Consider the following 26,200-nt stretch of genomic DNA (forward strand, 5'->3'; position numbering starts at 1 on the left):
CGATCAACATTTTTGTGACTCATATCACAAAATAATAAAACGCATTTTCAGTTCTGATTTTTCTGAAACGCAGCCATAAAAAAAGCCAGCCTGGAAATCAGACTGGCCTTTTAGGTTCAAGCCGGTGTTACATCGCTTTTTTGGTCAACTCGATAACACGCAGTTTCGCGATAGCTTTCGCCAGTTCCGCAGACGCCTGAGCGTAATCCACGTCACCGTGAGAAGCTTTAATGTGCTCTTCTGCTTTGCGTTTCGATTCCAGGGCTCGCGCTTCGTCGAGATCCTGACCACGAATAGCAGTATCAGCCAGAACGGTCACTGTGCCAGGCTGCACTTCAAGAATGCCGCCGGACAGATAGATAAACTCTTCATGACCGTGCTGTTTCACGATGCGGATCATACCAGGCTTAATGGCGGTGAGCAGCGGCGCGTGACCCGGGTAAATCCCCAGTTCACCTTCGCTACCCGTTACCTGGATTTTTTCGACCAGACCAGAGAACATTTGTAACTCTGCGCTGACGACGTCCAGGTGGTAAGTCATTGCCATATCACCCTCCGATTAAGGCGTTAAAGTTTTTTGGCTTTTTCCACGACTTCGTCGATGGAACCGACCATGTAGAACGCCTGCTCCGGCAGGTGATCGTATTCGCCTTCCATGATGCCTTTAAAGCCACGGATGGTGTCTTTCAGGGAAACGTATTTACCCGGAGAACCGGTGAATACTTCCGCTACGAAGAACGGCTGGGACAGGAAGCGCTGGATCTTACGCGCGCGAGCTACCACCAGTTTGTCGTCTTCAGACAGTTCATCCATACCCAGGATGGCGATGATGTCTTTCAGTTCCTGATAACGTTGCAGCAGAGACTGAACGCCACGCGCAACATCATAGTGTTCCTGGCCAACAACCAGCGGATCCAGCTGACGGCTGGTGGAATCCAGCGGGTCAACGGCCGGGTAGATACCCAGAGACGCGATCTGACGGCTCAGTACCACGGTTGCGTCAAGGTGCGCAAAGGTGGTTGCCGGAGACGGGTCAGTCAAGTCATCCGCAGGTACGTATACCGCCTGAACAGAGGTGATGGAGCCGGTTTTGGTGGAGGTAATACGCTCCTGCAGCACGCCCATCTCTTCTGCCAGCGTCGGCTGGTAACCAACCGCTGAAGGCATACGGCCCAGCAGTGCGGATACTTCAGTACCGGCGAGGGTATAACGGTAAATGTTGTCGACGAACAGCAGAACGTCACGACCTTCGTCACGGAATTTCTCTGCCATGGTCAGACCGGTCAGCGCAACGCGCAGACGGTTTCCCGGCGGCTCGTTCATCTGGCCATACACCAGGGATACTTTGTCGATAACGTTGGAGTCGGTCATTTCGTGGTAGAAGTCGTTACCCTCACGAGTACGTTCACCCACGCCCGCAAACACAGAGTAACCGGAGTGCTCGATCGCGATGTTACGGATCAACTCCATCATGTTTACGGTTTTACCTACACCCGCACCACCGAACAGACCAACTTTACCGCCCTTAGCAAACGGACACATCAGGTCGATAACTTTGATACCGGTTTCCAGCAGTTCCTGAGAGTTTGACAACTCTTCATAGGTCGGTGCTGCGCGGTGGATAGCCCAACGCTCTTCCTCACCGATGTCGCCTTTCATGTCTACTGGTTCACCCAGTACGTTCATGATACGACCCAGTGTTGCTTTACCTACCGGGACTTCGATCGGGTGCTCGAGGTCTTTAACTTCCAGACCGCGACGCAGACCGTCGGAGGAACCCATTGCGATGGTACGTACGATACCGCCGCCGAGCTGCTGCTGAACTTCCAGCACCAGACGCTCATTACCATTTTGCACCTCAAGAGCATCGTACACACGCGGTACGGCATCCTGAGGGAATTCGACGTCAACCACGGCGCCGATTACCTGGACAATTTTTCCAGTAGCCATCTTGAATCCTCTACGAATTAACCTGGTTATACCGCGGATGCACCACCGACGATCTCGGTGAGTTCCTGAGTAATGCTGGCCTGACGAGCCTTGTTGTATACCAACTGCAGCTCTTTAATCAGGCTGCCACCATTATCGGTTGCGGCTTTCATCGCCACCATACGTGCGGCCTGCTCGCTGGCCAGGTTTTCCACAACACCCTGATAAACCTGAGACTCGACGTAACGACGCAGCAGGGTATCCAGCAGCGCTTTCGGGTCTGGTTCATACAGATAATCCCAGGCTTTATGCTTCAAGCCTTCATCCTCTGAAGCCGGCAGCGGCAGCAGTTGGGTGATGGTTGGCACCTGAGACATGGTGTTGATAAATTTGTTGCTGACAATATAAAGCTTGTCCAGACGGCCTTCGTCATAGGCCTGCAACATCACTTTTACCGGTCCAATCAGTTCGGACAGGGAAGGGTTATCCCCCATACCTGTCACCTGCGCGACAACGTTCGCACCGACGGAATTAAAGAACGCTACGCCCTTGGAGCCGATCATTGCGAGTTCGCTCTGAACGCCTTTATCGGACCATGCTTTCATATCCGCCAGCAGCTTTTTGAACAGGTTAATGTTCAAGCCGCCGCACAGACCACGGTCGGTCGACACCACCAGGTAGCCCACGCGTTTAACGTCGCGTTCTTCCAGGTAAGGGTGCTTATATTCCAGATTACCGTGAGCAAGGTGACCAATCACTTTGCGCATGGTATCTGCATAAGGACGGCTGGCCGCCATTCTGTCCTGCGATTTACGCATTTTGGAAGCGGCGACCATCTCCATCGCTTTAGTGATCTTTTGCGTGTTCTGGACGCTTGCGATCTTACTACGTATCTCTTTTGCGCCGGCCATGAGCTTCTCCTCAATGCCTTGCGGCCTGCCCTAAGGCAAGCCGCCAGACGTTACCAGGACTGGGTTGCTTTAAAGGAGTCGAGGATGCCTTTCAGCTTGCCTTCGATCTCGTCGTTATAGCCACCGGTCTGGTTGATCTCTTGCATCAGCGGAGCGTGGTCACGGTCAACGTAAGCCAGCAGAGCGGCTTCAAAGCTACCGATTTTCGCCAGTTCAACATCCGCCAGGTAACCGCGTTCAGCCGCGAACAGAACCAGAGCCTGCTGCGCGACAGACATCGGCGCATACTGTTTCTGTTTCAGCAACTCGGTCACTTTCTGACCGTGGTCGAGCTGTTTACGAGTTGCATCGTCAAGGTCGGAAGCAAACTGAGAGAACGCTGCCAGCTCACGATACTGTGCCAGAGCGGTACGAATACCACCGGACAGTTTTTTCATGATCTTGGTCTGCGCTGCACCACCTACACGGGATACGGAAATACCCGGGTTTACCGCAGGACGAATACCGGCGTTAAACAGGTTGGATTCCAGGAAGATCTGACCATCGGTAATAGAAATTACGTTAGTCGGAACGAACGCGGAAACGTCACCAGCTTGCGTTTCGATAATCGGCAACGCGGTCAGAGAACCGGTTTTACCTTTCACTTCACCTTTAGTGAAGCTTTCAACGTATTCCACGTTAACACGCGCAGCACGTTCCAGCAGACGGGAGTGGAGGTAGAATACGTCGCCCGGGAATGCTTCACGTCCAGGCGGACGACGGAGCAGCAGGGAGATCTGACGGTATGCGACTGCCTGTTTAGACAGGTCATCATAAATGATCAGCGCATCTTCGCCGCGATCGCGGAAATATTCGCCCATTGCGCAACCGGCATACGGAGCCAGGTATTGCAGTGCTGCGGATTCAGACGCGGTTGCCACAACAACGATGGTGTTAGACAGCGCGCCGTGCTCTTCCAGCTTACGCACCACGTTAGAGATGGTGGATGCTTTCTGGCCGATAGCAACGTAGATACATTTAATGCCGGAATCACGCTGGTTGATGATGGCATCGATTGCCAGCGCAGTTTTACCGGTCTGACGGTCGCCGATGATCAATTCACGCTGACCACGACCGATTGGGATCATGGCGTCAACGGATTTATAACCGGTCTGTACCGGCTGATCAACGGATTGACGATCGATAACGCCCGGTGCGATAGCTTCTACGGCAGCGAAGCCGTCATTATCAACCGGACCTTTACCGTCGATTGGCGCACCCAGGGTGTTCACCACGCGACCCAGCAGGCCACGGCCAACCGGAACTTCGAGAATACGGCCAGTACACTTAACCTTCATGCCTTCGGCGAGGTCAGCATACGGACCCATCACAACTGCACCCACGGAGTCGCGCTCCAGGTTCAGTGCGATAGCGTAACGGTTACCCGGCAGGGAGATCATTTCACCCTGCATACAATCGGCCAGGCCGTGGATACGGATAACACCGTCGCTTACAGAAACAATAGTACCTTCGTTGTGAGCTTCACTCACAACACTGAACTGAGCAATGCGCTGCTTGATCAGTTCGCTGATTTCGGTGGAATTCAGTTGCATGCTCCAGTCCCCTTAAGACTGCAAGACGTCTGCAAGGCGCTCAAGACGGCCGCGAACGCTGCCATCAATGACCATATCACCCGCACGGATGATTACGCCTGCCATTACAGACTTATCGATATTGCAATTCAGCTTCACTTTGCGTGACAGACGTTTTTCCATCGCGGCGCTGATTTTCGAAAGCTGTTCTTCACTCAGTGCAGTTGCAGAAGTCACATCGACTTCTGCAATAGCCTCGCTGGCTGCACGCAATTGAATAAACTGCTCAAGAACATCAGGAAGCACCTTGATACGACCGTTTTCAGCCATCACCCGAATCAGGTTCTGACCTTTGTCGTCAAGTTGCTCCCCACAGACTGCGATAAACGACTTAGCGAGCGTTTCCGGCGCTAAAGCACCAGAGAGAAGCTCGGCCATGTGTTCATTTTTCGTCACCTCGGCAGCGAACGCCAGCATATCCTGCCAGCGGTCAACGCTCTGGTTTTCGACGGCAAAGTCAAAAGCTGCTTTGGCGTAGGGGCGAGCTACCGTTACAAATTCAGACATCAGCCCCTCCTCCTTACAGTTCAGCGACCAGTTTATTCACGATGTCGCTGTTAGCAGCTTCATCCACGGAACGTTCGATGATCTTCTCGGCGCCGGCTACTGCCAGCAGAGCCACCTGTTTACGCAGCTCTTCGCGCGCACGTTTACGCTCGGCATCGATTTCAGCCTGCGCTTGCGCGACGATTTTGTTACGTTCCTGCTCGGCTTCTGCTTTCGCTTCATCCAGGATCTGAGCACGGCGTTTGTTCGCCTGTTCAATGATAACCTGAGCTTCAGCTTTCGCTTTTTTCAGCTGGTCGGTCGCATTGGCCTGTGCAAGATCCAAATCCTTTTTAGCTCGTTCTGCGGAAGCAAGACCGTCAGCAATTTCTTTCTGACGTTTTTCGATGGCAGCCATTAACGGCGGCCATACATACTTCATGCAGAACAGAACGAACAGGACAAACGCGATGGCCTGGCCGAGGATTGTTGCGTTTAGATTCACAGCACAATGCCTCTTATCTGGTTAACGTTCTAAACAATTGCTTGTAAAGCAACCCTTACTACGCGACAGCAAACATCACGTACAGACCCAGACCTACAGCGATCATCGGGATAGCATCCACCAGACCCATTACGATAAAGAACTGAGTACGCAGCAGAGGAATCAGATCCGGTTGACGCGCTGCGCCTTCCAGGAATTTACCCCCGAGGATGCCGATACCGATCGCAGCACCGATTGCCGCCAGACCCATCATCACAGCGGCAGCCAAGTACAGCAGATCCATATTCAGGTTTTCCATGACAGTCTCCAGTTTGTTTCAGTTAAAACGTAGTAGTGTTGTTAAAAATCAATGCTCTTCAGATGCCATCGACAGATAGACAATCGTCAGAACCATGAAGATAAAGGCTTGCAGCGTAATAATCAGGATGTGGAAAATGGCCCATGGCACATTCAGAATCCACTGTGACCACCACGGCAGAAGACCTGCGATCAGAATGAAAATCAACTCACCCGCGTACATGTTGCCGAACAGTCGCAGACCGAGAGAAACCGGTTTGGACAGCAGGCTCACGCCCTCAAGGATAAGGTTTACCGGAATAAATACCGGATGGTTGAACGGCTGGAGAGTCAGCTCTTTAGCGAAACCGCCAATACCCTTCATTTTGATGCTGTAGAACAGAATCAGGATAAATACGCCCAACGCCATAGACAGGGTGATGTTGACGTCAGCAGACGGCACCACGCGCAGCGCAGGCAGACCCAGTACATGTTCAGCGATGTACGGGAGCAGGTCGATAGGCAGCAAATCCATCAGGTTCATCAGGAATACCCAAACGAAAATCGTCAGGGCCAGTGGCGCGATAAGCTTGCTTTTGCCGTGGTACATGTCTTTAACGCTACCATGAACAAAACCAATCACCAGCTCAATCGCCGTCTGGAATTTCCCTGGGACACCGCTGGTGGCTTTTTTCGCTACGCTACGGAACATCACCAGGAACAACAGACCCAGTACCACCGAAAAAAACATGGAGTCGATATTCAGCGTCCAGAAGGTGGCCGGGGGGTTATGCGGATCCACCATCGAGAAGGTACGAAGATCAATCTGAAGGTTATTCAGATGGTGACCTATGTACTCCTGTGGTGTAGAGATTTCTCCTGCAGACATGATGCCTCTTACCCTTTGTTGTTAATTACAGCGGGTGCCAGTATCTGAACAACCAGCACCGAAACCCACGTGACTATCAGCGGCAAAAAAGCCACCTTAAAAACCCCCAGCGCCACCACCAGTAACAAGAATGTTACCAACACCTTGAGCGCTTCACCGAAGGCGAAGGTCCAGGCCACGCGGCCTTTAGCAGGTGTATGCGCCTGATGACGCCAGGCAAAAATCATAAAAAACATATTCGGCAGTAAGACTGCCATACCTCCGCACACGGCGGAAATGCCCCAGAAGGGGTCTTTGAGGCTAAACAGCAATCCACTTGCCATTACCGCCAGAAACTGAATAAGCAGAAGCTTGCGAGCAACGTTTCGACTATAAAGCGACACAGACATGACGTTTCTTAACTCCTGCTCCCTTTGAGGTATGCCGCGTGTCGTATAAAACGTTCTTTATGGTCCGGAGTCAAGCATCAAAAAGCGGTCAAATTATACGGTGCGGCCCCGTGATTTCAAACAATAAGTAGCAAAAAGGTGAATAAATGTTTAAATATTTTTCCCGAGCGCTATTTTTAAACTTTTGAGGAAACTGTGAACTGTCGGGCAAAAGTGCGAATAACACCAAAAACCCAACAACAAAGCGTGCACTCGGTCACAAATTAAACATTTATGCGTCTGCAGGGTTAATCACGCAAAGAAATTACCACTTTTCAACTTTATGATATTCAAGACGATTTATCACAACTCTTTTTAAAACACCTGCCTATACATCGAAAACCTTCCATTGACATTTATAATAATTATTTTACATCCGTATTTCATTCTACCTGCCGACTTTTAGCGGGCTGATATTTTCGCTGTTGACTATTATTTCCATGAATCAAATTCTGGACGTTAAATGTCAGAAAAATCCTGGTAACAAGACGGTGAAATGTAACTGAACGTATCGCCCTTTTTTCCTTCGTTTTTTAACATCTAAGCAACAGCACGAAAGATACATTTTTTGATAAAAATTAAACTTTATTTGGCTTAACGATCACCAGATGACGTTCGCCTTCCAGGTGCGGAACATTCAGTTTAACAATAGCTTCAACGGCTAACTCCGCAGGTAACAGCGCGATCTCATCTTCCGGCACCAGACCTTTAAGCGCGTAGAAACGCCCCTCTTCACCCGGCAAATGGTGACACCAGTTCACCATATCATTCAGCGAGGCAAAGGCGCGGCTAATCACACCGTCAAATGGCGGTTCGGCCGGGAAATCTTCAACGCGGCTCTGAACCGGCTCAACATTGCTCAATTTCAGCTCATGCTGCACCTGGCGTAAGAAACGAACGCGTTTCCCCAGGCTGTCGAGCAGTGTGAAATGGGATTCAGGACGGACGATTGAAAGCGGGATCCCCGGCAAGCCCGGCCCAGTACCAACATCGATAAAACGTGTCCCTTGCAGGTACGGCGCAACGACAATGCTGTCGAGAATATGGCGGATGAGCATCTCGTTCGGATCGCGCACAGAGGTCAGGTTATAGGCCTTGTTCCATTTGTGCAGCAGTTCGACATAGGCCACCAGCTGTTTCTGCTGTTCAACCGACAACGAAATGCCTGCTTCATCCAGCAGACGAGAGAGTTTATTGAGCACAGTGAATACCTGTTGAGATACTAAGCGGCAGGCAGCGCGATGCGGCCCGTCCTAAAAGTTCAATCGGCCCGGCAAGCACTGCCGGGCAATACTATTAAGCGCTGCGGCGCAGCATACCTTGTTTTTTCAGCCATACCAGCAAAATGGAAATAGCCGCTGGCGTGATGCCTGAGATACGGGATGCCTGACCGATCGAGGAAGGTTTGTGATCGTTAAGTTTGGCGATCACTTCGTTGGACAGGCCATTCACCTGACGGTAATCCAGCGATGCCGGCAACAAAGTGTTTTCATTGCGCTGTTGTTTTTCGATCTCATCCTGCTGGCGTGCAATGTAACCTTCGTATTTCACCTGGATTTCAACCTGTTCAGCCGCCTGCTGGTCATCAAGACCCGGCGCGAACGGTGTCAACTGTACCAGTTGTTCATAAGTCATTTCCGGGCGACGCAGCAGATCTTCACCGCTGGCTTCACGCGATAATGGCGCAGTCAGGTGCGCATTCACCGCCGGAGCATGTTCCGATGATGGTGAAACCCACTGCGATTTCAGACGCTGGCGTTCACGTTCAATCGTTTCCAGCTTCTCGTTAAAGCGCGCCCAGCGTTCATCGTCCACCAGACCCAGCTCTCGACCAGCTTCGGTCAGACGCAGGTCGGCGTTATCTTCACGCAGCATCAGACGATATTCCGCGCGGGAGGTGAACATGCGGTACGGTTCTTTGGTGCCGAGCGTGCAGAGATCGTCCACCAGCACACCGAGGTAAGCCTGGTCGCGACGCGGCGCCCAGCCCTCTTTTTCAGCAGAGAAGCGCCCGGCGTTCAGACCGGCCAGCAGCCCTTGCGCAGCAGCTTCTTCGTAACCAGTGGTACCGTTAATCTGGCCGGCAAAGAACAGGCCATGGATGTATTTGCTTTCCAGCGTCGGCTTCAAATCACGCGGGTCAAAGAAATCGTACTCAATGGCATAGCCAGGGCGCACGATCTTCGCGTTTTCCATCCCCTGCATGGAACGGACGATTTGCATCTGCACATCGAACGGCAAGCTGGTGGAGATACCGTTCGGATAAATTTCGTTGGAGGTCAGCCCTTCCGGTTCCAGGAAGATCTGATGCTGGTTGCGATCGGCAAAGCGCATCACTTTGTCTTCGATCGACGGGCAGTAACGCGGGCCGATCCCTTCGATCACGCCAGCGTACATCGGGCTACGATCGAGGTTATTACGGATCACGTCATGGGTTTTTTCATTGGTGTGCGTGACATAGCACGGTACCTGACGCGGATGCTGCGCGGCGTTACCCATAAACGAGAATACCGGCATCGGGTTATCCCCGTGCTGCTGCGCCAGAACGCTGAAGTCGATGGTACGGGCGTCAATACGCGGCGGCGTACCGGTTTTCAGGCGGCTGACACGCAACGGCAGTTCACGCAGGCGACGCGAGAGCGGAATAGACGGCGGATCGCCAGCGCGGCCACCGCTGTAGTTATCAAGGCCGATGTGGATTTTACCGTCAAGGAATGTCCCGACCGTCAGTACCACAGCTTTAGCGCGGAATTTCAGCCCCATCTGGGTAACTGCGCCAACAACGCGATCGTTTTCCACGATCAGATCTTCAACCGCCTGCTGGAAGATCATCAGGTTCGGCTGGTTTTCCAGAGCGGTGCGTACCGCCTGACGGTAAAGCACACGGTCTGCCTGCGCACGAGTGGCGCGCACCGCCGGGCCTTTGCTTGCGTTTAGTATCCTAAACTGAATGCCCGCCTGATCGATCGCTTTCGCCATCAGCCCGCCGAGCGCATCCACTTCTTTTACCAGGTGTCCTTTCCCAATACCGCCGATCGCCGGGTTGCAGCTCATCTGTCCCAGCGTGTCGATATTGTGTGTCAAAAGCAGAGTCTGTTGACCCATACGTGCTGCAGCCATCGCGGCCTCAGTACCTGCATGACCCCCGCCAATGATAATGACGTCAAAAGGATCCGGATAAAACATGGTGGTATGCCTCGCCTAAGCGGTTAAAAATTGGATTGAAGCCCGGGCCGTGGATTCTACTCAACTTTAGCCCAGTGAGAAAGATCCGGATCCCGGGTATTAAAAAGAAGATCTTTTATATAGAGAGATCTGTTCTATTGTGATCTCTTATTAGGATCGCGATGCCTTGTGGATAACCCGGATCATCGCTGTAAGATCAATTTATTAGAGAGGATCATTAGCTGTGAATGATCGGTGATCCTGAACAGTATAAGCTGGGATCAGAATGCCTGTTTATACACAGGCTGAAAACTAAACAAGAGTTGTTCATGGGATAACTACCGGTTAATAAGGCCTTTTAAGCACAGTTATCCACAACTGATCGCGCAATCTTTAATCGTTCTTGAGTAAATTTTTCCAGGATCCCAGCCATTCTTCTGCTGGATCCTCCGGAATATCGTGTTCAAGGATGTTGATCTTCAGCGTTTCACCGATCTGTTTCGCGCCATTTGCCTTCAACGCGTCCTCAATCTTCTCGATTGCCTGGCAGAAGGTGTCATATTCGCGACTGCCGATGCCGATCGCGCCAAAGCGCACCTGCGCGAGATCCGGCTTCTGTTCCTGTAGATCGTCTAAAAACGGCTGCAGGTTCTCAGGCAGATCGCCGGCACCATGGGTGGAACTGATAACCAGCCAGATGCCCTGCGGAGAAAGATCCTCTAATAGCGGGCCGTGCAGCGTCTCGGTGCTATAACCGGCATCTTCCAGCTTTTCAGCCAGATGTTCCGCCACATATTCCGCACCGCCGAGGGTGCTGCCGCTAATAAGAGTAATATCCGCCATGAAAACCCCGCTCCGTTTATTCGCCATCCGGCGACAAAGTGAGGCGTATTGTACGCTGTGAAAGGCCTGGGATCTACCTGTGGACAATATGGGTATTAAGGAAGGAGAAAAACGCCCTGTTAAGGGCGGATCGTACGCATGATAGGGTTTTGCAGGGAGATCAATGTTTCCGTGGACTGAATTTCATCAATTGTTTGGATCTTGTTGATAAGTACCTGCTGCAGGGCATCGATGGATCGACACATTACTTTTATAAAGATGCTGTAGTGGCCGGTGGTGTAATAGGCTTCGGTCACTTCTTCCAGACTTTCCAGTTTCGCCAGCGCTGAAGGGTAATCTTTTGCGCTCTTCAAAATGATGCCAATAAAGCAGCAGACATCGTAACCCAGTTGCTTCGGGCTGACATCGATACGCGCGCCGGTGATGATCCCGGCTTGCTTCATCTTTTCTACACGCACATGAATGGTACCGGGGCTGACGCCAAATTGTTTGGCCAGTTCGGCATAAGCGGTGCGCGCATTGGCCATTAAAGCGTCGAGGATGCCGCGGTCCAGATTATCGATCTGATAATTTTCCATAGGGTTTTCTTATGAAGGATAGAGATTCTTTCTATTTTACCCGCTTATTTTATCGATTTAAAACCGTACTGGCCTTTTTAATTATGGATTATTGAGTTGAGGCGGCATTTTGTTGCTTAATTATCAGCAACAGAAGACAGGAGTAACATAATGAAAACCTCTTACATCGCCAGACAACGCCAAATCGCCTTCGTGAAATCTTTTTTCTCCCGCCAACTGGAAGAGAAATTGGGTCTGATTGAAGTTCAGGCGCCGATCCTCAGCCGCGTCGGTGATGGCACGCAGGATAACCTGTCAGGATGTGAAAAAGCGGTGCAGGTTAATGTGAAAACGCTGCCGGATGCCCGTTTTGAGGTGGTGCATTCGCTGGCGAAATGGAAACGACAGACGCTGGGCCAGCATGATTTCAGCGCCGGGGAAGGCTTGTACACCCACATGAAAGCCCTGCGTCCGGATGAAGACCGCCTTTCGGCTATTCACTCCGTTTATGTTGATCAGTGGGACTGGGAGCGGGTGCTGGGCGATGGCGAGCGCCATGTTACAACGCTGAAATCCACTGTTGAAGCGATCTGGGCCGGGATCAAAGCGACTGAAGCCGCCGTCAGCGAAACCTTTGGGCTTGTACCGTTTCTGCCGGAACAGATCCATTTTGTGCACAGCGAAACGCTGCTCAGCCGCTTCCCGGAACTGGATGCTAAAGGGCGGGAAAAAGCGATTGCGAAAGAACTGGGCGCTGTGTTCCTGATGGGGATTGGCGGCAAACTCAGCGATGGCAAGCGCCACGATGTGCGCGCTCCGGATTATGATGACTGGAGCACGCCTGCTGAGGCCGGTTTTAGCGGCCTGAACGGCGATATTCTGGTGTGGAACCCGGTGCTGGAAGATGCGCTGGAACTCTCTTCGATGGGGATCCGCGTAGATGCGGAGGCATTGAAACGTCAGTTGCGGATCACCGGTGACGAAGATCGGTTGCAACTGGAGTGGCACCAGGCGCTTCTGCGCGGTGAGATGCCGCAAACCATCGGCGGCGGTATTGGTCAGTCGCGTCTGACGATGCTGCTGCTGCAACTGTCGCATATCGGCCAGGTACAGTGCGGTGTGTGGCCCGCAATGGTTCGCGGGCAGGTTTCCGGCCTGCTCTAACGCCGCCAGCGTCGCAGCAGACGGCTGCGCATCCCGGTATCAAAACGCCAGATGTGATCGAAAATACGCATGATGCCGGGCTTACCATGTACCGACATAGCCACCGCGTGGAAGCGGTGCTGGTGAACGTTCTGCAACTCTTTCACTTTGCTAATGATATCGTCCGGCAGGCGCTGGGCGATAAAATCCGAGATCACCACGGCGTCGGCATCAAACCATTCGCCGCCCTGCATCCGTTCAATGATCGCCCGAAAACAGCTTGCCAGATCGGTTCCGCCACGAAAGCGCTGGCTCAGAAAGCGGATCGCCTGCTCAAGCCCCTGCGCGCTGGTCAGTTCATAACGCACAACTTCGCTGGAAAACAGCATAATAAAGCAGCGCCGTTTGTCCGCCAGCGCCACGCGCATCAGCGCCAGGCAGAATGCTTTCGCGCACTGCTCATTAAACCCGCCCATTGAACCGGAAGTATCAACGCAGACGATAAACGGCCCGCGCGGTTGCTCATCAAAATCCTGATGGATCACCGGGCGTTCGGTAACTTTTTCCCGCCAGGCATCGCCGTGCAGACGGTAGGTGAGCAGCTGCTTTTCCACCAGCCGCCGGTAAAACTCATATTCCAGTTCTGTAATGCCGAGCGTTGCCAGCTCCGGCGGCAACAGGCGCAAAATATCATCGCTCTGATGCAAACCATCGACCTGTTCCGGTACGGTTGCCGGTTCACGCACCAGCATGCGGAACGTTTCCATCGGTGCATCTTTACGCGGCACTGATTTCGCCTCCCGCGAGCGGCCAAGCTGCTCCGCCAGTTGCTGAAGCTCCGGCTGCTCTTTCAGAAAATCGCCATATTTGATGATCAACTGGTAGTCGCCGCGTTTAAGCTGACCGGCGCTCATATCCCACAAGCGTCCGGCGGCGTTCTCATTTTCGACCAGTACCGGCTCCAGCTGCCCGCTCAGCGTCATGCGCTCCTGCACCTCACTCAACAACTGCTCGCGTTCCTCTTCCAGCAATTGCTGATTAAAGGTGGTGGTTTGCACGACAAGGCTCAGACGCCAGCGCTGCAAAAAGAGGGTATGCAAAGCGGGTGTGAACTGCGGGTTATCCGTTACCATTTGCCGTGCCTGGGCGGCAAAAGGCGAATGCAACTTTTCCAGTAATGCCAGGATCTGCGGTAACTGGACGATAAATTGCGATGTTGAGAGTAGCTGGCTTTGCTGGTAACTCAGCACTTCTTCCGCCAGTTCCGGCGGCACAGCGGTCTCTTTCAGATGCTTTTTTAGCGCTTCGCGCCAGCGGGGAATATCTTCCGTGATCGCATGTTTTAAGCGCGGGAATTTTTCAAAAAACAGCGCCAGTTGCGGAGAAGCCAGCAGCAGAACGATAAGCTCTTCTACCAGCGTCTCTTCGCTGATGGTAAGCATCACATTCAGTGTTTCCAGCGTTAGCATTGACGCGCCTGTTGGATCTGTGCGCGGACGTCCTGCAGACTGGCTTCAATGCGACCCAACCAGTCGCCAGAGACGAACAGGCATTTTTGCTGCTCGCTAAAACGGGTGTGCTGCTGGTGCCAGGTGTTATCCAGCGCTTCCAGTTGTTGGGCTATCTCTTCCGGGACGTTTTCGGTAGTGGCGCCAGGCTGCGCAAGACGCGATCCCTGCAAACTGACATCGCGGATCACCAGATGAAGCGAGGTATCAACTTCAAGATTTAAAGGTTGCGCAAAACCGATACCGTTAAGCTTGCCGCGGATTTCACCGCCTTTCGCCAGCCACTGCTCCAGCGCATTGCGCTCAATAGTGACGTGAATTACCTGTAAATCGTGCAATTTTAGCGGCTGCTGTAACAGTAGCGTTAACAGCGGTTCGTTCAGACCTTCGGGTAAATCATAGTGCGGACGGCGGCTGAACATACCGCCCTGGCGGCTGACTTTCAGCGCGGTTTTGTCGCTTTGTTGCTGCTGAAGCTGCATATGACGCTGATTGATACTGGTGAGCTGTGTCAGCATCGATTGTTGCTGCCATGCGTGCCCGGTCATCAAAATATCCAGTTGCTGCTGCAACAAACGCAGGCTTTCGGCATCGTGCCACAGACAATCTTTCAGCAGGATCAAATCAATGGGGGCAACCGCATCGCGCCCGCTGAAAAAGGCGCTGGACTGTAATAAGCGGATAGCTTTTTTCCAGCGGCGATCGGAAACATACGGCGCATTCGGTAAGGCATCGAGCTGCTGGCGTAGCGTATAGATCAGCTCAAATACCGGATCGGGCAGTTTGACCAGCCCAATATCCTGTTGCCAACGCTGATATTCCTCGTCGGTGATTTGCAGTTCGGCGGGTACCGGGTTTTCGTTTTCGTCCTGCTGGCTGACCAGCATGGAGCGGAAATTCCCCTTCTCCTGCACTTTATCGAGCCACAGGCGGATTAACATGCGATCATACAGCGCTTCGAGGCTGCTGTCGGCTTCCGGCAGTTCGTTCGAGGCGGCCACCAGCAAACGCATCGGGATCTTCTCTTCGCTCGCGCCGTTACGGAAGCGACGTTCGTTAATGGCGGTGAGCAGGGTGTTGAGGATCGCCGGGCCGGCTTTCCAGATCTCATCCAGAAACACGATTTCTGCTTCCGGAAGATAACCGTCAGTTAAGCGCTCATAGCGCCCTTCATCTTTTAACGCCTGAATGGAGAGCGGACCAAAAACCTCTTCCGGCGTGGAGAAGCGCGTCATCAGGTATTCAAAGGCGCGGGCATGTTTAAAGGCGAATTTCAGGCGACGTGCGATCAGGCTTTTCGCAATGCCTGGCGGGCCAAGAAGAAATACGCTCTCGCCGCTCAACGCAGCCAGCAGGCACAACCGGATAGCGTGGCTACGCTCAAAGAGTCCTTTTTCCAGCGCGCTGCTTAAGCGGGAAATTCTTTCTGCTAATAAATGTGAGTGAGCCATAATAGATTTGCGTCCTTTCGCCGTGTTATCCGGCTTGCAAAAGCGAGTATAGACGTTTCCGAAAGGGCTTGTAATAGACTGAAGAACGGCTTTATTTTCATTGCGCCAGATTAATGTGGCCGCATTTAGGGGTACGATTTTGCAAATAATCGTGCATACTGTGCGCTTTTTGTGGGCCAAGGGACTAAGCACACATTTGTCATTCAAACAAAAGATTAGTCTATGAGCACTGATAATAAACAATCGTTACCCGCTGTCACTCTCGCGGCAATTGGGGTTGTCTACGGTGATATCGGCACCAGCCCACTTTATACACTTCGTGAATGTTTGTCTGGTCAGTTTGGTTTCGGTGTTGAGCGCGATGCCGTCTTCGGCTTTTTGTCACTGATCTTCTGGCTACTGGTTTTTGTGGTCTCCATTAAGTATCTGACATTCGTCATGCGCGCGGATAACGCCGGTGAAGGCGGTATTCTGACGCTGATGTCGCTGGCCGGTCGCAACACTTCGGCCAGAATGACTTCGATGCTGGTGATCATGGGATTGATTGGCGGTAGCTTCTTCTATGGTGAGGTGGTTATTACTCCCGCGATCTCGGTGATGTCGGCGATAGAGGGGCTGGAGATTGTCGCGCCTTCGCTCGATAGCTGGATTGTGCCGCTGTCGATTATCGTTTTAACCCTGCTGTTTATGATTCAGAAGCACGGTACCGGATTGGTGGGGAAACTGTTTGCACCGATCATGCTGGCGTGGTTTTTGATTCTGGCCGTGCTCGGCGCGCGCGGTATTATCGAAAACCCTGAAGTGTTGCAGGCGCTGAATCCGCTTTGGGCGGTGAATTTCTTCCTTGAGTACAAGACGGTCTCTTTTGTTGCGCTTGGCGCCGTGGTGCTGTCGATCACCGGTGTCGAGGCGCTGTATGCGGATATGGGACACTTCGGTAAGCTGCCGATCCGCGTGGCGTGGTTTATTGTGGTGCTGCCGTCGCTGGCGCTGAATTACTTTGGCCAGGGCGCATTATTGCTGAAAACGCCGGAAGCGATTAAGAACCCCTTCTTCCTGCTGGCACCGGAGTGGGCGCTGATCCCGATGCTGATTATCGCCACGCTGGCGACGGTCATTGCGTCGCAGGCGGTTATTTCAGGCGTCTTCTCCCTGACTCGCCAGGCCGTGCGTCTGGGTTATCTGGCGCCGATGCGTATTATTCATACCTCGGAGATGGAATCCGGGCAGATCTATATCCCTTTCATTAACTGGCTGCTCTATTTTGCGGTGGTACTGGTGATTGTCAGCTTTGAGCACTCCAGCAATCTGGCGGCGGCTTACGGTATTGCCGTTACCGGGACGATGGTGCTGACCTCAATTCTTTCCACGACCGTGGCACGCAAAAACTGGCACTGGAATAAAGTGCTGGTGGGGCTGATTCTGATTTTATTCCTGAGTATTGATGTGCCGCTGTTCTCGGCGAACCTCGATAAAATCGTCTCCGGCGGCTGGTTGCCGTTAACGCTCGGCATGGTGATGTTCCTGGTGATGACTACCTGGAAAAGCGAACGGTTCCGCCTGCTGCGCCGTATGCACGAACACGGCAACTCTCTGGAGGCGATGATTGCGTCGCTGGAGAAATCGCCGCCGGTTCGTGTACCGGGTACGGCGGTGTACATGTCCCGCGCGCTGAATGTCATTCCGTTTGCCATGATGCATAACCTGAAGCACAACAAGGTGTTGCATGAACGCGTGATTCTGCTGACGCTGCGTACTGAAGATGCACCTTACGTCCACAATGTGCGTCGGGTGCAAATTGAACAGTTGTCGCCAACTTTCTGGCGCGTGGTGGCAAGTTACGGCTGGCGCGAAACGCCGAACGTTGAAGAGGTGTTCCACCGCTGTGGTCTGGAGGGGCTCAATTGCCGGATGATGGAAACCTCCTTCTTTATGTCGCATGAGTCGTTGATTCTCGGTAAACGACCATGGTATTTGCGGCTGCGCGGTAAGCTCTACCTGGTATTACAGCGCAACGCGCTGCGCGCGCCGGACCAGTTTGAAATCCCGCCAAACCGGGTTATCGAGCTGGGAACACAGGTCGAAATTTAGCGTTTATCAAACCCCTCCTTATGAGGGGTTTTTGTTATTTATGCCTGTTAATTTCATTTAAGATAATCAAGCTGTTTTTTTCATCACATTCAGACGCGAAACGTTTCGATATCGATCACACTTCTGTAACTGAGACATAGTTATAAGATTATTCTTTGTACTACACTGCGTTCAGCGAAACGTTTCGCTAGTGGAGCATAAAAAATGAAAAAAGGTCGTGTATTGAACACTGACATTTCGTCAGTTATCTCTCGTCTTGGTCATACCGATACGCTGGTGGTATGTGATGCCGGGTTGCCGGTGCCGCGTAATACGCAACGAATCGATATGGCGCTAACGCAGGGCGTACCGTCCTTTATGCAGGTGCTGGATGTGGTGACAACCGAAATGCAAGTTGAATCCGCTATCCTGGCGCTGGAAATCAAAGAACATAATCCGCAGCTCCACGAAACGTTGCTTAAGTCTCTTGAGCAACTGCAACAACACCAGGGAAACACCATAGAAGTGCGGTACGTTACGCACGAGCAGTTTAAAAAACACACCGCGGACAGTCATGCGGTGATTCGCAGCGGGGAGTGTTCCCCGTTTGCGAATATCATTCTCTGTGCTGGCGTCACTTTCTGAGGCCATCATGGACGCGTTACTGCAACTCAAGGGGATCGATAAAGCATTCCCCGGCGTTAAAGCGCTTTCCGGCGCGGCGCTGAACGTCTATCCTGGCCGTGTGATGGCGCTGGTGGGCGAAAATGGTGCCGGTAAATCCACGATGATGAAAGTGCTTACGGGCATCTATACCCGTGACGCTGGTTCGCTGCTGTGGCTGGGAAAAGAGACCACCTTTAACGGCCCAAAATCATCGCAGGAAGCCGGTATCGGCATCATCCACCAGGAATTGAACCTGATCCCGCAGCTCACCATTGCTGAGAACATTTTTCTCGGACGTGAGTTCGTCAATCGTTTCGGTAAAATCGACTGGAAAAAGATGTTTGCTGAAGCCGACAAGCTGCTGGCCAAACTGAATCTGCGCTTTAAGAGCGATCGGCTTGTAGGCGAACTCTCCATTGGCGATCAGCAAATGGTCGAAATCGCCAAAGTGATGAGCTACGAATCACAGGTCATCATTATGGATGAACCCACCGATGCCCTGACGGACACCGAAACTGAATCGCTGTTCCGCGTGATCCGCGAGTTGAAATCGCAGGGGCGCGGCATTGTCTATATCTCCCATCGTCTGAAAGAGATCTTCGAGATTTGCGATGATGTGACGGTTTTCCGTGACGGGCAGTTTATCGCCGAGCGTGAAGTGGCGACGCTCACCGAAGATACGCTGATCGAAATGATGGTTGGCCGCAAGCTGGAAGACCAATACCCGCGTCTGGATCAAGCGCCGGGCGAAGTGCGCCTTACTGTCAATAATCTGTGTGGTCCCGGCGTGGAAAACGTCAGTTTCACCCTGCGCAAAGGCGAGATCCTTGGCGTCGCCGGGTTGATGGGCGCTGGCCGCACCGAACTGATGAAAGTGCTGTATGGCGCACTGCCGCGCACCAGCGGTTATGTGACACTCGACGGCCATGAAGTGATCACCCGCTCTCCGCAGGACGGGCTGGCGAACGGCATCGTCTATATTTCAGAAGACCGTAAGCGCGACGGCTTAGTGCTCGGCATGTCGGTGAAAGAGAATATGTCGCTGACGGCACTGCGTTACTTCAGCCGTGCGGGCGGTTCGCTGAAGCATAAAGATGAACAGCAGGCGGTGAATGATTTTATCCGTCTGTTCAATGTGAAAACGCCATCGATGGAACAGGCGATTGGTTTGCTCTCCGGCGGTAATCAGCAAAAAGTGGCGATTGCCCGTGGTCTGATGACGCGGCCAAAAGTGCTGATCCTCGACGAACCGACGCGTGGCGTCGATGTTGGGGCGAAAAAAGAGATTTATCAGCTTATTAACCAGTTCAAGGCAGACGGGCTGAGCATCATCCTGGTCTCCTCTGAAATGCCGGAAGTGCTGGGAATGAGCGATCGCATTATGGTGATGCATGAAGGGCATCTCGGCGGTGAATTCACGCGCGAGCAGGCCACTCAGGAAGTGTTGATGGCTGCCGCTGTGGGCAAGCTTAATCGTGTGAATCAGGAGTAAAAAAGATGACTACCCAGGCTGTTTCTGGTCGCCGTTATTTCAGCAAAGCATGGCTAATGGAACAAAAATCGTTAATTGCTTTGCTGGTGTTGATTGCGATTGTTTCGACCATGAGTCCGAACTTTTTTACCGTCAATAACCTGCTGAATATCCTGCAACAAACCTCGGTAAACGCCATTATGGCGGTGGGGATGACGCTGGTTATCCTGACCTCGGGAATTGATCTGTCCGTCGGTTCCCTGCTGGCGCTCACCGGCGCGGTTGCGGCATCGATGATTGGCGTGGAAGTGAATGCGCTGGTGGCCGTTGCTGGCGCGCTGGCGCTGGGGGCGGCTATCGGCGCCGTTACCGGGGCGATTGTCGCGAAAGGCCGCGTGCAGGCGTTTATCGCTACGTTGGTAATGATGTTGCTGCTGCGCGGCGTAACGCTGGTTTATACCAATGGCAGCCCAATCAATACCGGATTTACCGCTAACGCAGATATTTTTGGCTGGTTTGGTATTGGCCGTCCGCTCGGGATCCCGACGCCAGTGTGGCTGATGGCTGTGGTCTTTATCGCCGCCTGGTATTTATTGCATCAAACTCGCCTGGGTCGCTATATCTATGCTTTGGGCGGTAACGAAGCGGCGACGCGCTTGTCCGGCATCTCCGTCGATAAAGTGAAAATTATCGTCTACTCGCTGTGCGGCCTGCTGGCTTCACTGGCGGGCATTATTGAAGTGGCGCGTCTCTCTTCTGCACAGCCTACTGCTGGGGCCGGTTATGAACTGGATGCTATTGCTGCGGTGGTATTGGGCGGAACCAGTCTGGCTGGCGGTAAAGGTCGCATTGTTGGGACGTTGATCGGCGCATTGATTCTGGGCTTCCTCAATAATGGATTGAATTTGTTGAGCGTTTCCTCCTATTACCAGATGATCGTTAAAGCAGTGGTGATTCTGCTCGCGGTGCTGGTAGACAACAAAAAGCAGTAATTACCTACACAACAGGACTCGTGAATATGAACATGAAAAAACTGGCCACTCTGGTTTCTGCTGTTGCACTGAGCGCCACCATTAGCGCAAACGCGATGGCGAAAGACTCTATTGCTCTGGTGATTTCCACGCTGAACAACCCGTTCTTCGTCTCCCTGAAGGATGGAGCACAGAAAGAGGCGGATAAACTGGGGTATGACCTGGTTGTCCTGGATTCGCAGAACAACCCGGCCAAAGAGCTGGCCAACGTGCAGGATCTGACCGTTCGCGGTACCAAACTGCTGCTGATTAACCCGACAGACTCCGATGCTGTTGGTAACGCGATCAAAATGGCTAACCAGGCAAAAATCCCGGTAATTACCCTCGACCGCGTAGCAAGCAGCGGTGAAGTGGTAAGCCACATTGCGTCTGACAACGTGCTCGGCGGCAAAATTGCTGGCGACTACATCGCTAAAAAAGCGGGTGAAGGTGCGAAAGTTATCGAACTGGCGGGTATTGCCGGGACTTCCGCTGCACGTGAACGTGGCGAAGGTTTCCAGCAGGCCGTTGCTGCTCATAAATTTAACGTGCTGGCCAGCCAGCCGGCAGACTTTGATCGTACTAAAGGCCTGAACGTTATGCAGAACCTGCTGACGGCTCACCCGGATGTTCAGGCAGTCTTTGCCCAGAACGATGAAATGGCGCTGGGCGCGCTGCGTGCACTGCAAACTGCCGGTAAAACCGACGTGATGGTGGTGGGTTTTGACGGTACGCCAGACGGTATTAAAGCTGTAAATGACGGTAAACTGGCAGCAACGATTGCTCAGTTGCCGGAGCAAATTGGCGCGAAAGGTGTTGATACCGCAGACAAAGTGCTGAAAGGCGAAAAAGTCTACGCGAAAAACCCGGTTGACCTGAAACTGGTCATCAAGCAGTAATAAGCAGTTCAGTCGGTAGGCTTGAACCTGCCGCCTGGGGACAACGTAAAAATAAAGAAAAGCATGGCACGCGCCACCGGGAACGGTGGCGCACTTTATGGACAAGCTCATCATGAAAACCGCAGGCAAACTCGTCGTCCTTGGTAGTATCAATGCCGATCACATTCTTAACCTTGAATCTTTCCCGACGCCGGGCGAAACCGTCACTGGCAGCCAGTATCAGGTGGCTTTCGGTGGTAAAGGCGCAAACCAGGCGGTTGCCGCCGGGCGTAGCGGCGCTGATATCGCTTTTATTGCCTGCACGGGCGATGACGACACGGGCGTTCGTGTTCGTAAGCAGCTGGAAAGCGATCATATTGATGTCGCGCCAGTAAGCGTTGTTGCGGGGGAATCCACCGGTGTGGCGCTGATTTTTGTTAATGGCGAAGGTGAGAATGTCATCGGTATTCATGCGGGAGCGAATGCGGCGCTCTCGATTGAACGCGTAGAAGCGCAGCACGCGCTGATTGCGAACGCATCGGCATTGCTGATGCAACTGGAGTCGCCGGTAGAAAGCGTACTGGCTGCCGCGCGCATCGCGCAGCAGAACCACACAACCGTTGCGCTTAACCCGGCTCCGGCGCGGGAACTTTCCGATGAACTGCTGGCGCTGGTGGACATCATCACACCAAATGAAACCGAAGCGGAAAAACTGACTGGTATTCGCGTTGACAGTGATGAAGACGCCGCGCGTGCCGCGCAGGCGTTGCATGCCAAAGGGATCAAGACGGTAATTATTACCCTTGGCAGCCGTGGCGTATGGGCAAGTGTTAATGGCGAAGGTAAACGCGTCCCCGGCTTTAAAGTGAAAGCCATTGATACCATTGCCGCTGGCGATACCTTTAACGGCGCGCTGTTGACGGCATTGCTGGAAGATAAAACGCTGGATGAAGCGATCCGTTTTGCTCATGCGGCAGCGGCGATTGCTGTCACGCGTAAAGGCGCGCAACCTTCTGTTCCGTGGCGCAAAGAGATTGATGATTTTCTCTCTCAGCAGGGGTGAAACTTGGCCACCATGAAGGATGTTGCCCGCGTGGCGGGCGTTTCCACCTCAACGGTATCCCACGTTATTAACAAAGATCGCTTTGTCAGTGATGCTGTTCGGGAGAAGGTGGAAGCAGCGATCAAAACGCTGAACTATGCCCCTTCTGCGCTGGCGCGGAGCCTGAAAATCAATCAGACCCGCACCATCGGCATGCTGATAACCGCCAGTACTAACCCCTTTTATTCCGAGCTGGTGCGCGGCGTGGAGCGTAGCTGTTTTGAGCGCGGTTACAGCCTGGTGTTGTGCAATACCGAAGGCGATGAACAGCGGATGAACAGTAATCTGGAAACGCTGATGCAGAAGCGCGTCGACGGGTTGCTGCTGCTGTGCACCGAGACCCATCAACCTTCGCAAGAGATCATGCAGCGCTATCCTTCCATACCGACCGTGATGATGGACTGGGCGCCGTTTAACGGTGATAGCGATCTGATTCAGGATAACTCTTTGCTGGGTGGCGATATGGCAACGCAGTACCTGATCAATAAAGGATTCACGCGTATAGCCTGTATCACCGGGCCACTGGATAAAACGCCTGCGCGTTTGCGTCTGGAGGGGTATCGCGAAGCGATGACGCGCGCCGGGTTAACCATCCGTGAAGGCGATGAAATCGAGAGCGACTTTGAATTCGGCGGCGGTTTTGATGCCATGCAGGCATTACTGGCGATGAACGAACGCCCGCAGGCGGTTTTTATCGGCAACGATGCGATGGCTGTTGGCGCATACCAGGCTTTGTATCAGGCCGGGTTGAAGATCCCGCAAGATATGGCGATTGTCGGTTACGACGATATTGAACTGGCGCGCTATATGACTCCACCGCTCACCACTATCCATCAACCAAAAGATGAACTGGGTGAGCTGGCAATTGACGTGCTTATCCACCGTATTGCTGAACCGGGTTTGCAGCAACAGCGGTTGCAGCTCACGCCGATTCTGATAGAGCGTGGTTCAGCCTGATTTTTTGTGGCGCTCTTTGATCAGGTTGCGGCCATCTTTCGCTTTCAGCAGCATAAAGACCAGCGCGGAGAGCAGCGTGATAGCGCCCATGGTAATAAAGGTGTAGTGGAACTGCTCCACGGTATTAATGCTATCGAACCCTTCATAGAAACGCAGCACCGCAGCGCTGACCGCGACCCCCAGACTTATCGATAACTGTTGCGTGACTGCCAGGACGCTGTTGCCGCTGCTGGCATTTTCATCGGTTAAGTCCGCCAGAGTAATGGTATTCATCGAGGTAAACTGGGTGGACATTGCCATCCCCAGGATGAACAGCGGCAGCACCAGCATCCATACTGCCATCGCCGGCGTTTGCAGCGCGAACTGGGCAATCATCAAACCAATAAACAGCGTAATACCAACCAGCGTCTTGCGATAACCGAACCAGCGCAATATCTGTGTGACCGTGGATTTTGCCAGAATAGAGCCCAGCGCGGTTGGCGCCATCATGCAACCAGCAATCAGCGCGGGATACCCAAAACCGACCTGCAACATCAGCGGCATCAAAAACGGTACGCAACCCGTCCCCAGGCGGGAAGCAATGTTCCCGGCGATGCCGACGGAAAAGGTGCGGGTGTTAAACAGATTGAGTGATATCAGTGGAGCAGGGTGGCGACGCGCATGGCGAACGTAAGCCCAAAGCAAACCGAGACCGCTGAGGATAATCGCGAAAGCAATCCAGCTGGCGACCAGCTTCTCTCCAAATAACTCCATGCCGCTGGAAAACAGTACAAGGCTCAAACCAAAAAGGAAAAAGCCCCCCATATCGAAACTTCGCCGTGGCGTGGTGAAGTTCGGCATATATTTCCGCGCATAAAACAGGCCAGCTATACCAATCGGAATATTAATCAAGAAGATCCAGTGCCAGCTTGCCCAGGTGACCAGCACGCCGCCCAATACCGGGCCAAGAATCGGCCCGACAAGCCCGGGCATGGTGACAAAGTTCAGGACCGGCAGCAGTTCACTGCGCGGATACGCGCGTAGTAATGCCAGACGGGCCACCGGCATCATCATCGCACCGCCAATCCCCTGAATGACACGAAACACAACCAGCATTGACAGTGAGTTGGAGAGCGCGCACGCCAGTGAGCCGAGGGTAAACAGGCTTACCGCCAGCATAAATACCCGACGAGTGCCAAAACGGTCTGCCAGCCAACCGCTCATCGGGATCAGCATGGCCACGGTCAGCGTGTAACTAATGATGGTGGATTGCATCGCCAGCGGGGAGCGGCCAAGGCTCTGTGCTATTGCGGGTAGGGCGGTGTTAAGAATGGTGGCATCCAGTGCCTGCATAAAAAAAGCCATTGCTGCGATCCATGGCAGGCCGGCCATACTGCGCGCTTTCTTCTCTGTCATACCAATTCCCGTTAATTAGGCGTATTCAGTAATAACTGGCTCGCCCGGAATGCGCTTTCGCCGTCGCTTTCCTGAATGGCGTCCACTATCGCCTGGTGAAGGTCGAGTTTGATCACTTCGTTTTGAGTTATAGAGGTAAAGTAGGTGTGGTAAATCGAGTGAAAGAGTGAAGAGAAAGAAATAAGGAAGGGGTTATCACTCATCGCGTAAATGTGTTCGTGCCAGGCCGTATCCACTTCAATCCAGCGTTCGCGGTTAAAGTCCTTTTTCAGGCTAACCATCTCTTCCATTAGGGTATTGAGATACGCTTTTTGTTCTGCGCTGGCGAGTGTTGCTGCGAGCAGGCAAGCCTGAGGTTCAAGGCTGCTGCGCATAATAAGGAAGTGCTGAATGATTTCCTTGAAGTTATCCTCGTGCATCCACCAGAACAATAATTCTTTATCAAGGAAGTTCCAGTTGTCGCGGGGCATTACCCGGGTGCCAATACGCGGGCGAGGCAAGACCATCCCTTTTGCGGTTAATGTCTTTACCGCTTCCCTGACTGCGGTGCGGCTGACGCCAAACTTCTCACCCAGTTCCATCTCACCCGGTAAAATCGAGCCCGGAGCATATTCACCTTTCAGGATCTGTTGCGCCAGTTTCTCTGCTAACACCCAGGAGATGTTTTTCTGCGCGGCAAGCTGCTGTGCGTTTAAAGGCATTTCTCACTTCCTTTTTTCTTTGTATCACTCGCTAGTATGCCATTCGATATCTGTCAGTGGTGGCAAAAACAGCAAAATCAGTTATTCATGCCTCTTTTTGCCGCGTTTTGTTGAAAAAAGACACGGTTGAAAACTTTTTTTAAATTAGGGGTTGTCAGCCAGAATTATCTCCCTATAATGCGCCTCCACTGACACGGCACAACGGCATACACACCGGCCTGTCAGGTG

Annotated in this window: 25 protein-coding genes; 8 read left to right on the forward strand and 17 right to left on the reverse strand. The window is 52.8% G+C overall.

Translation table 11 applies throughout. The features are described 5' to 3' along the window. Positions 1–127: 127 nt before the first annotated feature. The 13 genes from DK872_RS23685 to asnC form a co-directional block, all read right to left on the reverse strand. On the reverse strand, positions 128–547 hold the full coding sequence (locus tag DK872_RS23685) for a F0F1 ATP synthase subunit epsilon (RefSeq protein WP_035886837.1): 420 nt from the start codon (positions 545–547) through the stop codon (positions 128–130). Positions 548–567: 20 nt separating this feature from the next. Continuing rightward, positions 568–1,950: a F0F1 ATP synthase subunit beta gene (gene atpD / locus DK872_RS23690; RefSeq protein WP_007369373.1), complete on the reverse strand. Its 1,383-nt coding sequence runs from the start codon at positions 1,948–1,950 to the stop codon at positions 568–570. Between the two features lie 26 nt (positions 1,951–1,976). After that, complete coding sequence (gene atpG, locus DK872_RS23695) at positions 1,977–2,840, reverse strand: F0F1 ATP synthase subunit gamma (protein ID WP_007369372.1); 864 nt, start codon at positions 2,838–2,840, stop codon at positions 1,977–1,979. 50 nt (positions 2,841–2,890) lie between these two features. Beyond that, on the reverse strand, positions 2,891–4,432 hold the full coding sequence (gene atpA, locus DK872_RS23700; RefSeq protein ID WP_007369371.1) for a F0F1 ATP synthase subunit alpha: 1,542 nt from the start codon (positions 4,430–4,432) through the stop codon (positions 2,891–2,893). Between the two features lie 12 nt (positions 4,433–4,444). Then, on the reverse strand, positions 4,445–4,978 hold the full coding sequence (gene atpH, locus DK872_RS23705) for a F0F1 ATP synthase subunit delta (RefSeq protein ID WP_007369370.1): 534 nt from the start codon (positions 4,976–4,978) through the stop codon (positions 4,445–4,447). A 13-nt stretch (positions 4,979–4,991) separates the two neighbouring features. Beyond that, entirely contained in the window at positions 4,992–5,462 is a 471-nt protein-coding gene (gene atpF, locus DK872_RS23710) for a F0F1 ATP synthase subunit B (RefSeq protein WP_007369369.1), read from the reverse strand. A gap of 58 nt (positions 5,463–5,520) precedes the next feature. After that, the gene (gene atpE / locus DK872_RS23715) at positions 5,521–5,760 is read right to left on the reverse strand and encodes a F0F1 ATP synthase subunit C (RefSeq protein WP_007369368.1); all 240 of its coding nucleotides are present in this window, start codon (positions 5,758–5,760) and stop codon (positions 5,521–5,523) included. 48 nt (positions 5,761–5,808) lie between these two features. Next, positions 5,809–6,627, reverse strand: coding sequence for a F0F1 ATP synthase subunit A (atpB, locus tag DK872_RS23720; protein ID WP_007369367.1), 819 nt, complete (start codon positions 6,625–6,627; stop codon positions 5,809–5,811). Between the two features lie 8 nt (positions 6,628–6,635). After that, entirely contained in the window at positions 6,636–7,016 is a 381-nt protein-coding gene (gene atpI, locus DK872_RS23725) for a F0F1 ATP synthase subunit I (RefSeq protein WP_035941962.1), read from the reverse strand. Between the two features lie 617 nt (positions 7,017–7,633). Continuing rightward, a complete protein-coding gene (gene rsmG, locus DK872_RS23730; RefSeq protein ID WP_144134644.1) occupies positions 7,634–8,257 on the reverse strand; it encodes a 16S rRNA (guanine(527)-N(7))-methyltransferase RsmG in 624 nt (207 codons plus the stop codon). 94 nt (positions 8,258–8,351) lie between these two features. Beyond that, positions 8,352–10,241 (reverse strand): tRNA uridine-5-carboxymethylaminomethyl(34) synthesis enzyme MnmG, encoded by a 1,890-nt coding sequence (gene mnmG / locus DK872_RS23735; RefSeq protein WP_007369364.1) that lies wholly within the window; start codon positions 10,239–10,241, stop codon positions 8,352–8,354. Between the two features lie 372 nt (positions 10,242–10,613). After that, positions 10,614–11,063 carry an FMN-binding protein MioC gene (mioC, locus tag DK872_RS23740; protein ID WP_007369363.1) on the reverse strand — a complete coding sequence of 150 codons (450 nt, stop codon included), beginning with the start codon at positions 11,061–11,063 and terminating at the stop codon, positions 10,614–10,616. Positions 11,064–11,182: 119 nt separating this feature from the next. Continuing rightward, on the reverse strand, positions 11,183–11,641 hold the full coding sequence (asnC, locus tag DK872_RS23745; protein ID WP_007369362.1) for a transcriptional regulator AsnC: 459 nt from the start codon (positions 11,639–11,641) through the stop codon (positions 11,183–11,185). 150 nt (positions 11,642–11,791) lie between these two features. Between asnC and asnA the strand changes: the two genes are divergently transcribed. Continuing rightward, positions 11,792–12,784 carry an aspartate--ammonia ligase gene (gene asnA, locus DK872_RS23750; protein ID WP_072440502.1) on the forward strand — a complete coding sequence of 331 codons (993 nt, stop codon included), beginning with the start codon at positions 11,792–11,794 and terminating at the stop codon, positions 12,782–12,784. Here asnA and viaA read toward each other — a convergent pair. After that, positions 12,781–14,232, reverse strand: coding sequence for an ATPase RavA stimulator ViaA (viaA, locus tag DK872_RS23755; protein WP_007369360.1), 1,452 nt, complete (start codon positions 14,230–14,232; stop codon positions 12,781–12,783). The genes asnA and viaA overlap by 4 nt on opposite strands. Beyond that, positions 14,226–15,722 carry an ATPase RavA gene (gene ravA, locus DK872_RS23760; protein ID WP_161518471.1) on the reverse strand — a complete coding sequence of 499 codons (1,497 nt, stop codon included), beginning with the start codon at positions 15,720–15,722 and terminating at the stop codon, positions 14,226–14,228. The genes viaA and ravA overlap by 7 nt, the downstream gene beginning before the upstream one ends. Before the next feature lie 222 nt (positions 15,723–15,944). On the opposite strand from ravA, the gene kup reads away from it, so the two are divergent. The 7 genes from kup to rbsR all read left to right on the forward strand — a co-directional run bounded on the left by kup (position 15,945) and on the right by rbsR (position 23,876). Continuing rightward, entirely contained in the window at positions 15,945–17,813 is a 1,869-nt protein-coding gene (kup, locus tag DK872_RS23765; protein WP_007369358.1) for a low affinity potassium transporter Kup, read from the forward strand. A 204-nt stretch (positions 17,814–18,017) separates the two neighbouring features. After that, entirely contained in the window at positions 18,018–18,437 is a 420-nt protein-coding gene (rbsD, locus tag DK872_RS23770; RefSeq protein WP_007369357.1) for a D-ribose pyranase, read from the forward strand. A 7-nt stretch (positions 18,438–18,444) separates the two neighbouring features. Beyond that, positions 18,445–19,950 (forward strand): ribose ABC transporter ATP-binding protein RbsA, encoded by a 1,506-nt coding sequence (rbsA, locus tag DK872_RS23775; RefSeq protein ID WP_007369356.1) that lies wholly within the window; start codon positions 18,445–18,447, stop codon positions 19,948–19,950. 5 nt (positions 19,951–19,955) lie between these two features. After that, on the forward strand, positions 19,956–20,921 hold the full coding sequence (rbsC, locus tag DK872_RS23780; protein WP_007369355.1) for a ribose ABC transporter permease: 966 nt from the start codon (positions 19,956–19,958) through the stop codon (positions 20,919–20,921). Positions 20,922–20,947: 26 nt separating this feature from the next. Next, the gene (gene rbsB / locus DK872_RS23785; RefSeq protein ID WP_007369354.1) at positions 20,948–21,838 is read left to right on the forward strand and encodes a ribose ABC transporter substrate-binding protein RbsB; all 891 of its coding nucleotides are present in this window, start codon (positions 20,948–20,950) and stop codon (positions 21,836–21,838) included. 112 nt (positions 21,839–21,950) lie between these two features. Beyond that, positions 21,951–22,880, forward strand: coding sequence for a ribokinase (gene rbsK, locus DK872_RS23790; protein WP_007369353.1), 930 nt, complete (start codon positions 21,951–21,953; stop codon positions 22,878–22,880). Between the two features lie 3 nt (positions 22,881–22,883). Next, positions 22,884–23,876 (forward strand): ribose operon transcriptional repressor RbsR, encoded by a 993-nt coding sequence (gene rbsR / locus DK872_RS23795; protein ID WP_007369352.1) that lies wholly within the window; start codon positions 22,884–22,886, stop codon positions 23,874–23,876. Here the strand turns inward: rbsR and mdtD are convergent. Both mdtD and DK872_RS23805 read right to left on the reverse strand, forming a co-directional pair. Beyond that, complete coding sequence (gene mdtD, locus DK872_RS23800) at positions 23,868–25,271, reverse strand: multidrug transporter subunit MdtD (RefSeq protein ID WP_007369351.1); 1,404 nt, start codon at positions 25,269–25,271, stop codon at positions 23,868–23,870. The genes rbsR and mdtD overlap by 9 nt on opposite strands. Positions 25,272–25,282: 11 nt before the next feature. Beyond that, positions 25,283–25,972 carry a FadR/GntR family transcriptional regulator gene (locus DK872_RS23805; RefSeq protein ID WP_007369350.1) on the reverse strand — a complete coding sequence of 230 codons (690 nt, stop codon included), beginning with the start codon at positions 25,970–25,972 and terminating at the stop codon, positions 25,283–25,285. Positions 25,973–26,200 lie beyond the last annotated feature (228 nt).

Origin of the sequence: Kosakonia sp. MH5, from assembly GCF_009935945.1 — a bacterium.
GTDB classification, from domain to species: Bacteria; Pseudomonadota; Gammaproteobacteria; order Enterobacterales; family Enterobacteriaceae; genus Kosakonia; species Kosakonia radicincitans.

Coding starts and splice junctions, on each gene's coding strand:
- viaA (WP_007369360.1), bottom strand. CDS start 14,232: ATGCTAACGCTGGAAACACTGAATGTGATGCTTACCATCAGCGAAGAG.
- rbsD (WP_007369357.1), top strand. CDS start 18,018: ATGAAAAAAGGTCGTGTATTGAACACTGACATTTCGTCAGTTATCTCT.
- DK872_RS23685 (WP_035886837.1), bottom strand. CDS start 547: ATGGCAATGACTTACCACCTGGACGTCGTCAGCGCAGAGTTACAAATG.
- atpA (WP_007369371.1), bottom strand. CDS start 4,432: ATGCAACTGAATTCCACCGAAATCAGCGAACTGATCAAGCAGCGCATT.
- rbsB (WP_007369354.1), top strand. CDS start 20,948: ATGAACATGAAAAAACTGGCCACTCTGGTTTCTGCTGTTGCACTGAGC.
- atpB (WP_007369367.1), bottom strand. CDS start 6,627: ATGTCTGCAGGAGAAATCTCTACACCACAGGAGTACATAGGTCACCAT.
- ravA (WP_161518471.1), bottom strand. CDS start 15,722: ATGGCTCACTCACATTTATTAGCAGAAAGAATTTCCCGCTTAAGCAGC.
- rbsK (WP_007369353.1), top strand. CDS start 21,951: ATGAAAACCGCAGGCAAACTCGTCGTCCTTGGTAGTATCAATGCCGAT.
- asnC (WP_007369362.1), bottom strand. CDS start 11,641: ATGGAAAATTATCAGATCGATAATCTGGACCGCGGCATCCTCGACGCT.
- DK872_RS23805 (WP_007369350.1), bottom strand. CDS start 25,972: ATGCCTTTAAACGCACAGCAGCTTGCCGCGCAGAAAAACATCTCCTGG.
- mnmG (WP_007369364.1), bottom strand. CDS start 10,241: ATGTTTTATCCGGATCCTTTTGACGTCATTATCATTGGCGGGGGTCAT.
- asnA (WP_072440502.1), top strand. CDS start 11,792: ATGAAAACCTCTTACATCGCCAGACAACGCCAAATCGCCTTCGTGAAA.
- atpI (WP_035941962.1), bottom strand. CDS start 7,016: ATGTCTGTGTCGCTTTATAGTCGAAACGTTGCTCGCAAGCTTCTGCTT.
- rbsA (WP_007369356.1), top strand. CDS start 18,445: ATGGACGCGTTACTGCAACTCAAGGGGATCGATAAAGCATTCCCCGGC.
- rbsC (WP_007369355.1), top strand. CDS start 19,956: ATGACTACCCAGGCTGTTTCTGGTCGCCGTTATTTCAGCAAAGCATGG.
- mdtD (WP_007369351.1), bottom strand. CDS start 25,271: ATGACAGAGAAGAAAGCGCGCAGTATGGCCGGCCTGCCATGGATCGCA.
- atpH (WP_007369370.1), bottom strand. CDS start 4,978: ATGTCTGAATTTGTAACGGTAGCTCGCCCCTACGCCAAAGCAGCTTTT.
- atpE (WP_007369368.1), bottom strand. CDS start 5,760: ATGGAAAACCTGAATATGGATCTGCTGTACTTGGCTGCCGCTGTGATG.
- atpD (WP_007369373.1), bottom strand. CDS start 1,950: ATGGCTACTGGAAAAATTGTCCAGGTAATCGGCGCCGTGGTTGACGTC.
- kup (WP_007369358.1), top strand. CDS start 15,945: ATGAGCACTGATAATAAACAATCGTTACCCGCTGTCACTCTCGCGGCA.
- mioC (WP_007369363.1), bottom strand. CDS start 11,063: ATGGCGGATATTACTCTTATTAGCGGCAGCACCCTCGGCGGTGCGGAA.
- atpG (WP_007369372.1), bottom strand. CDS start 2,840: ATGGCCGGCGCAAAAGAGATACGTAGTAAGATCGCAAGCGTCCAGAAC.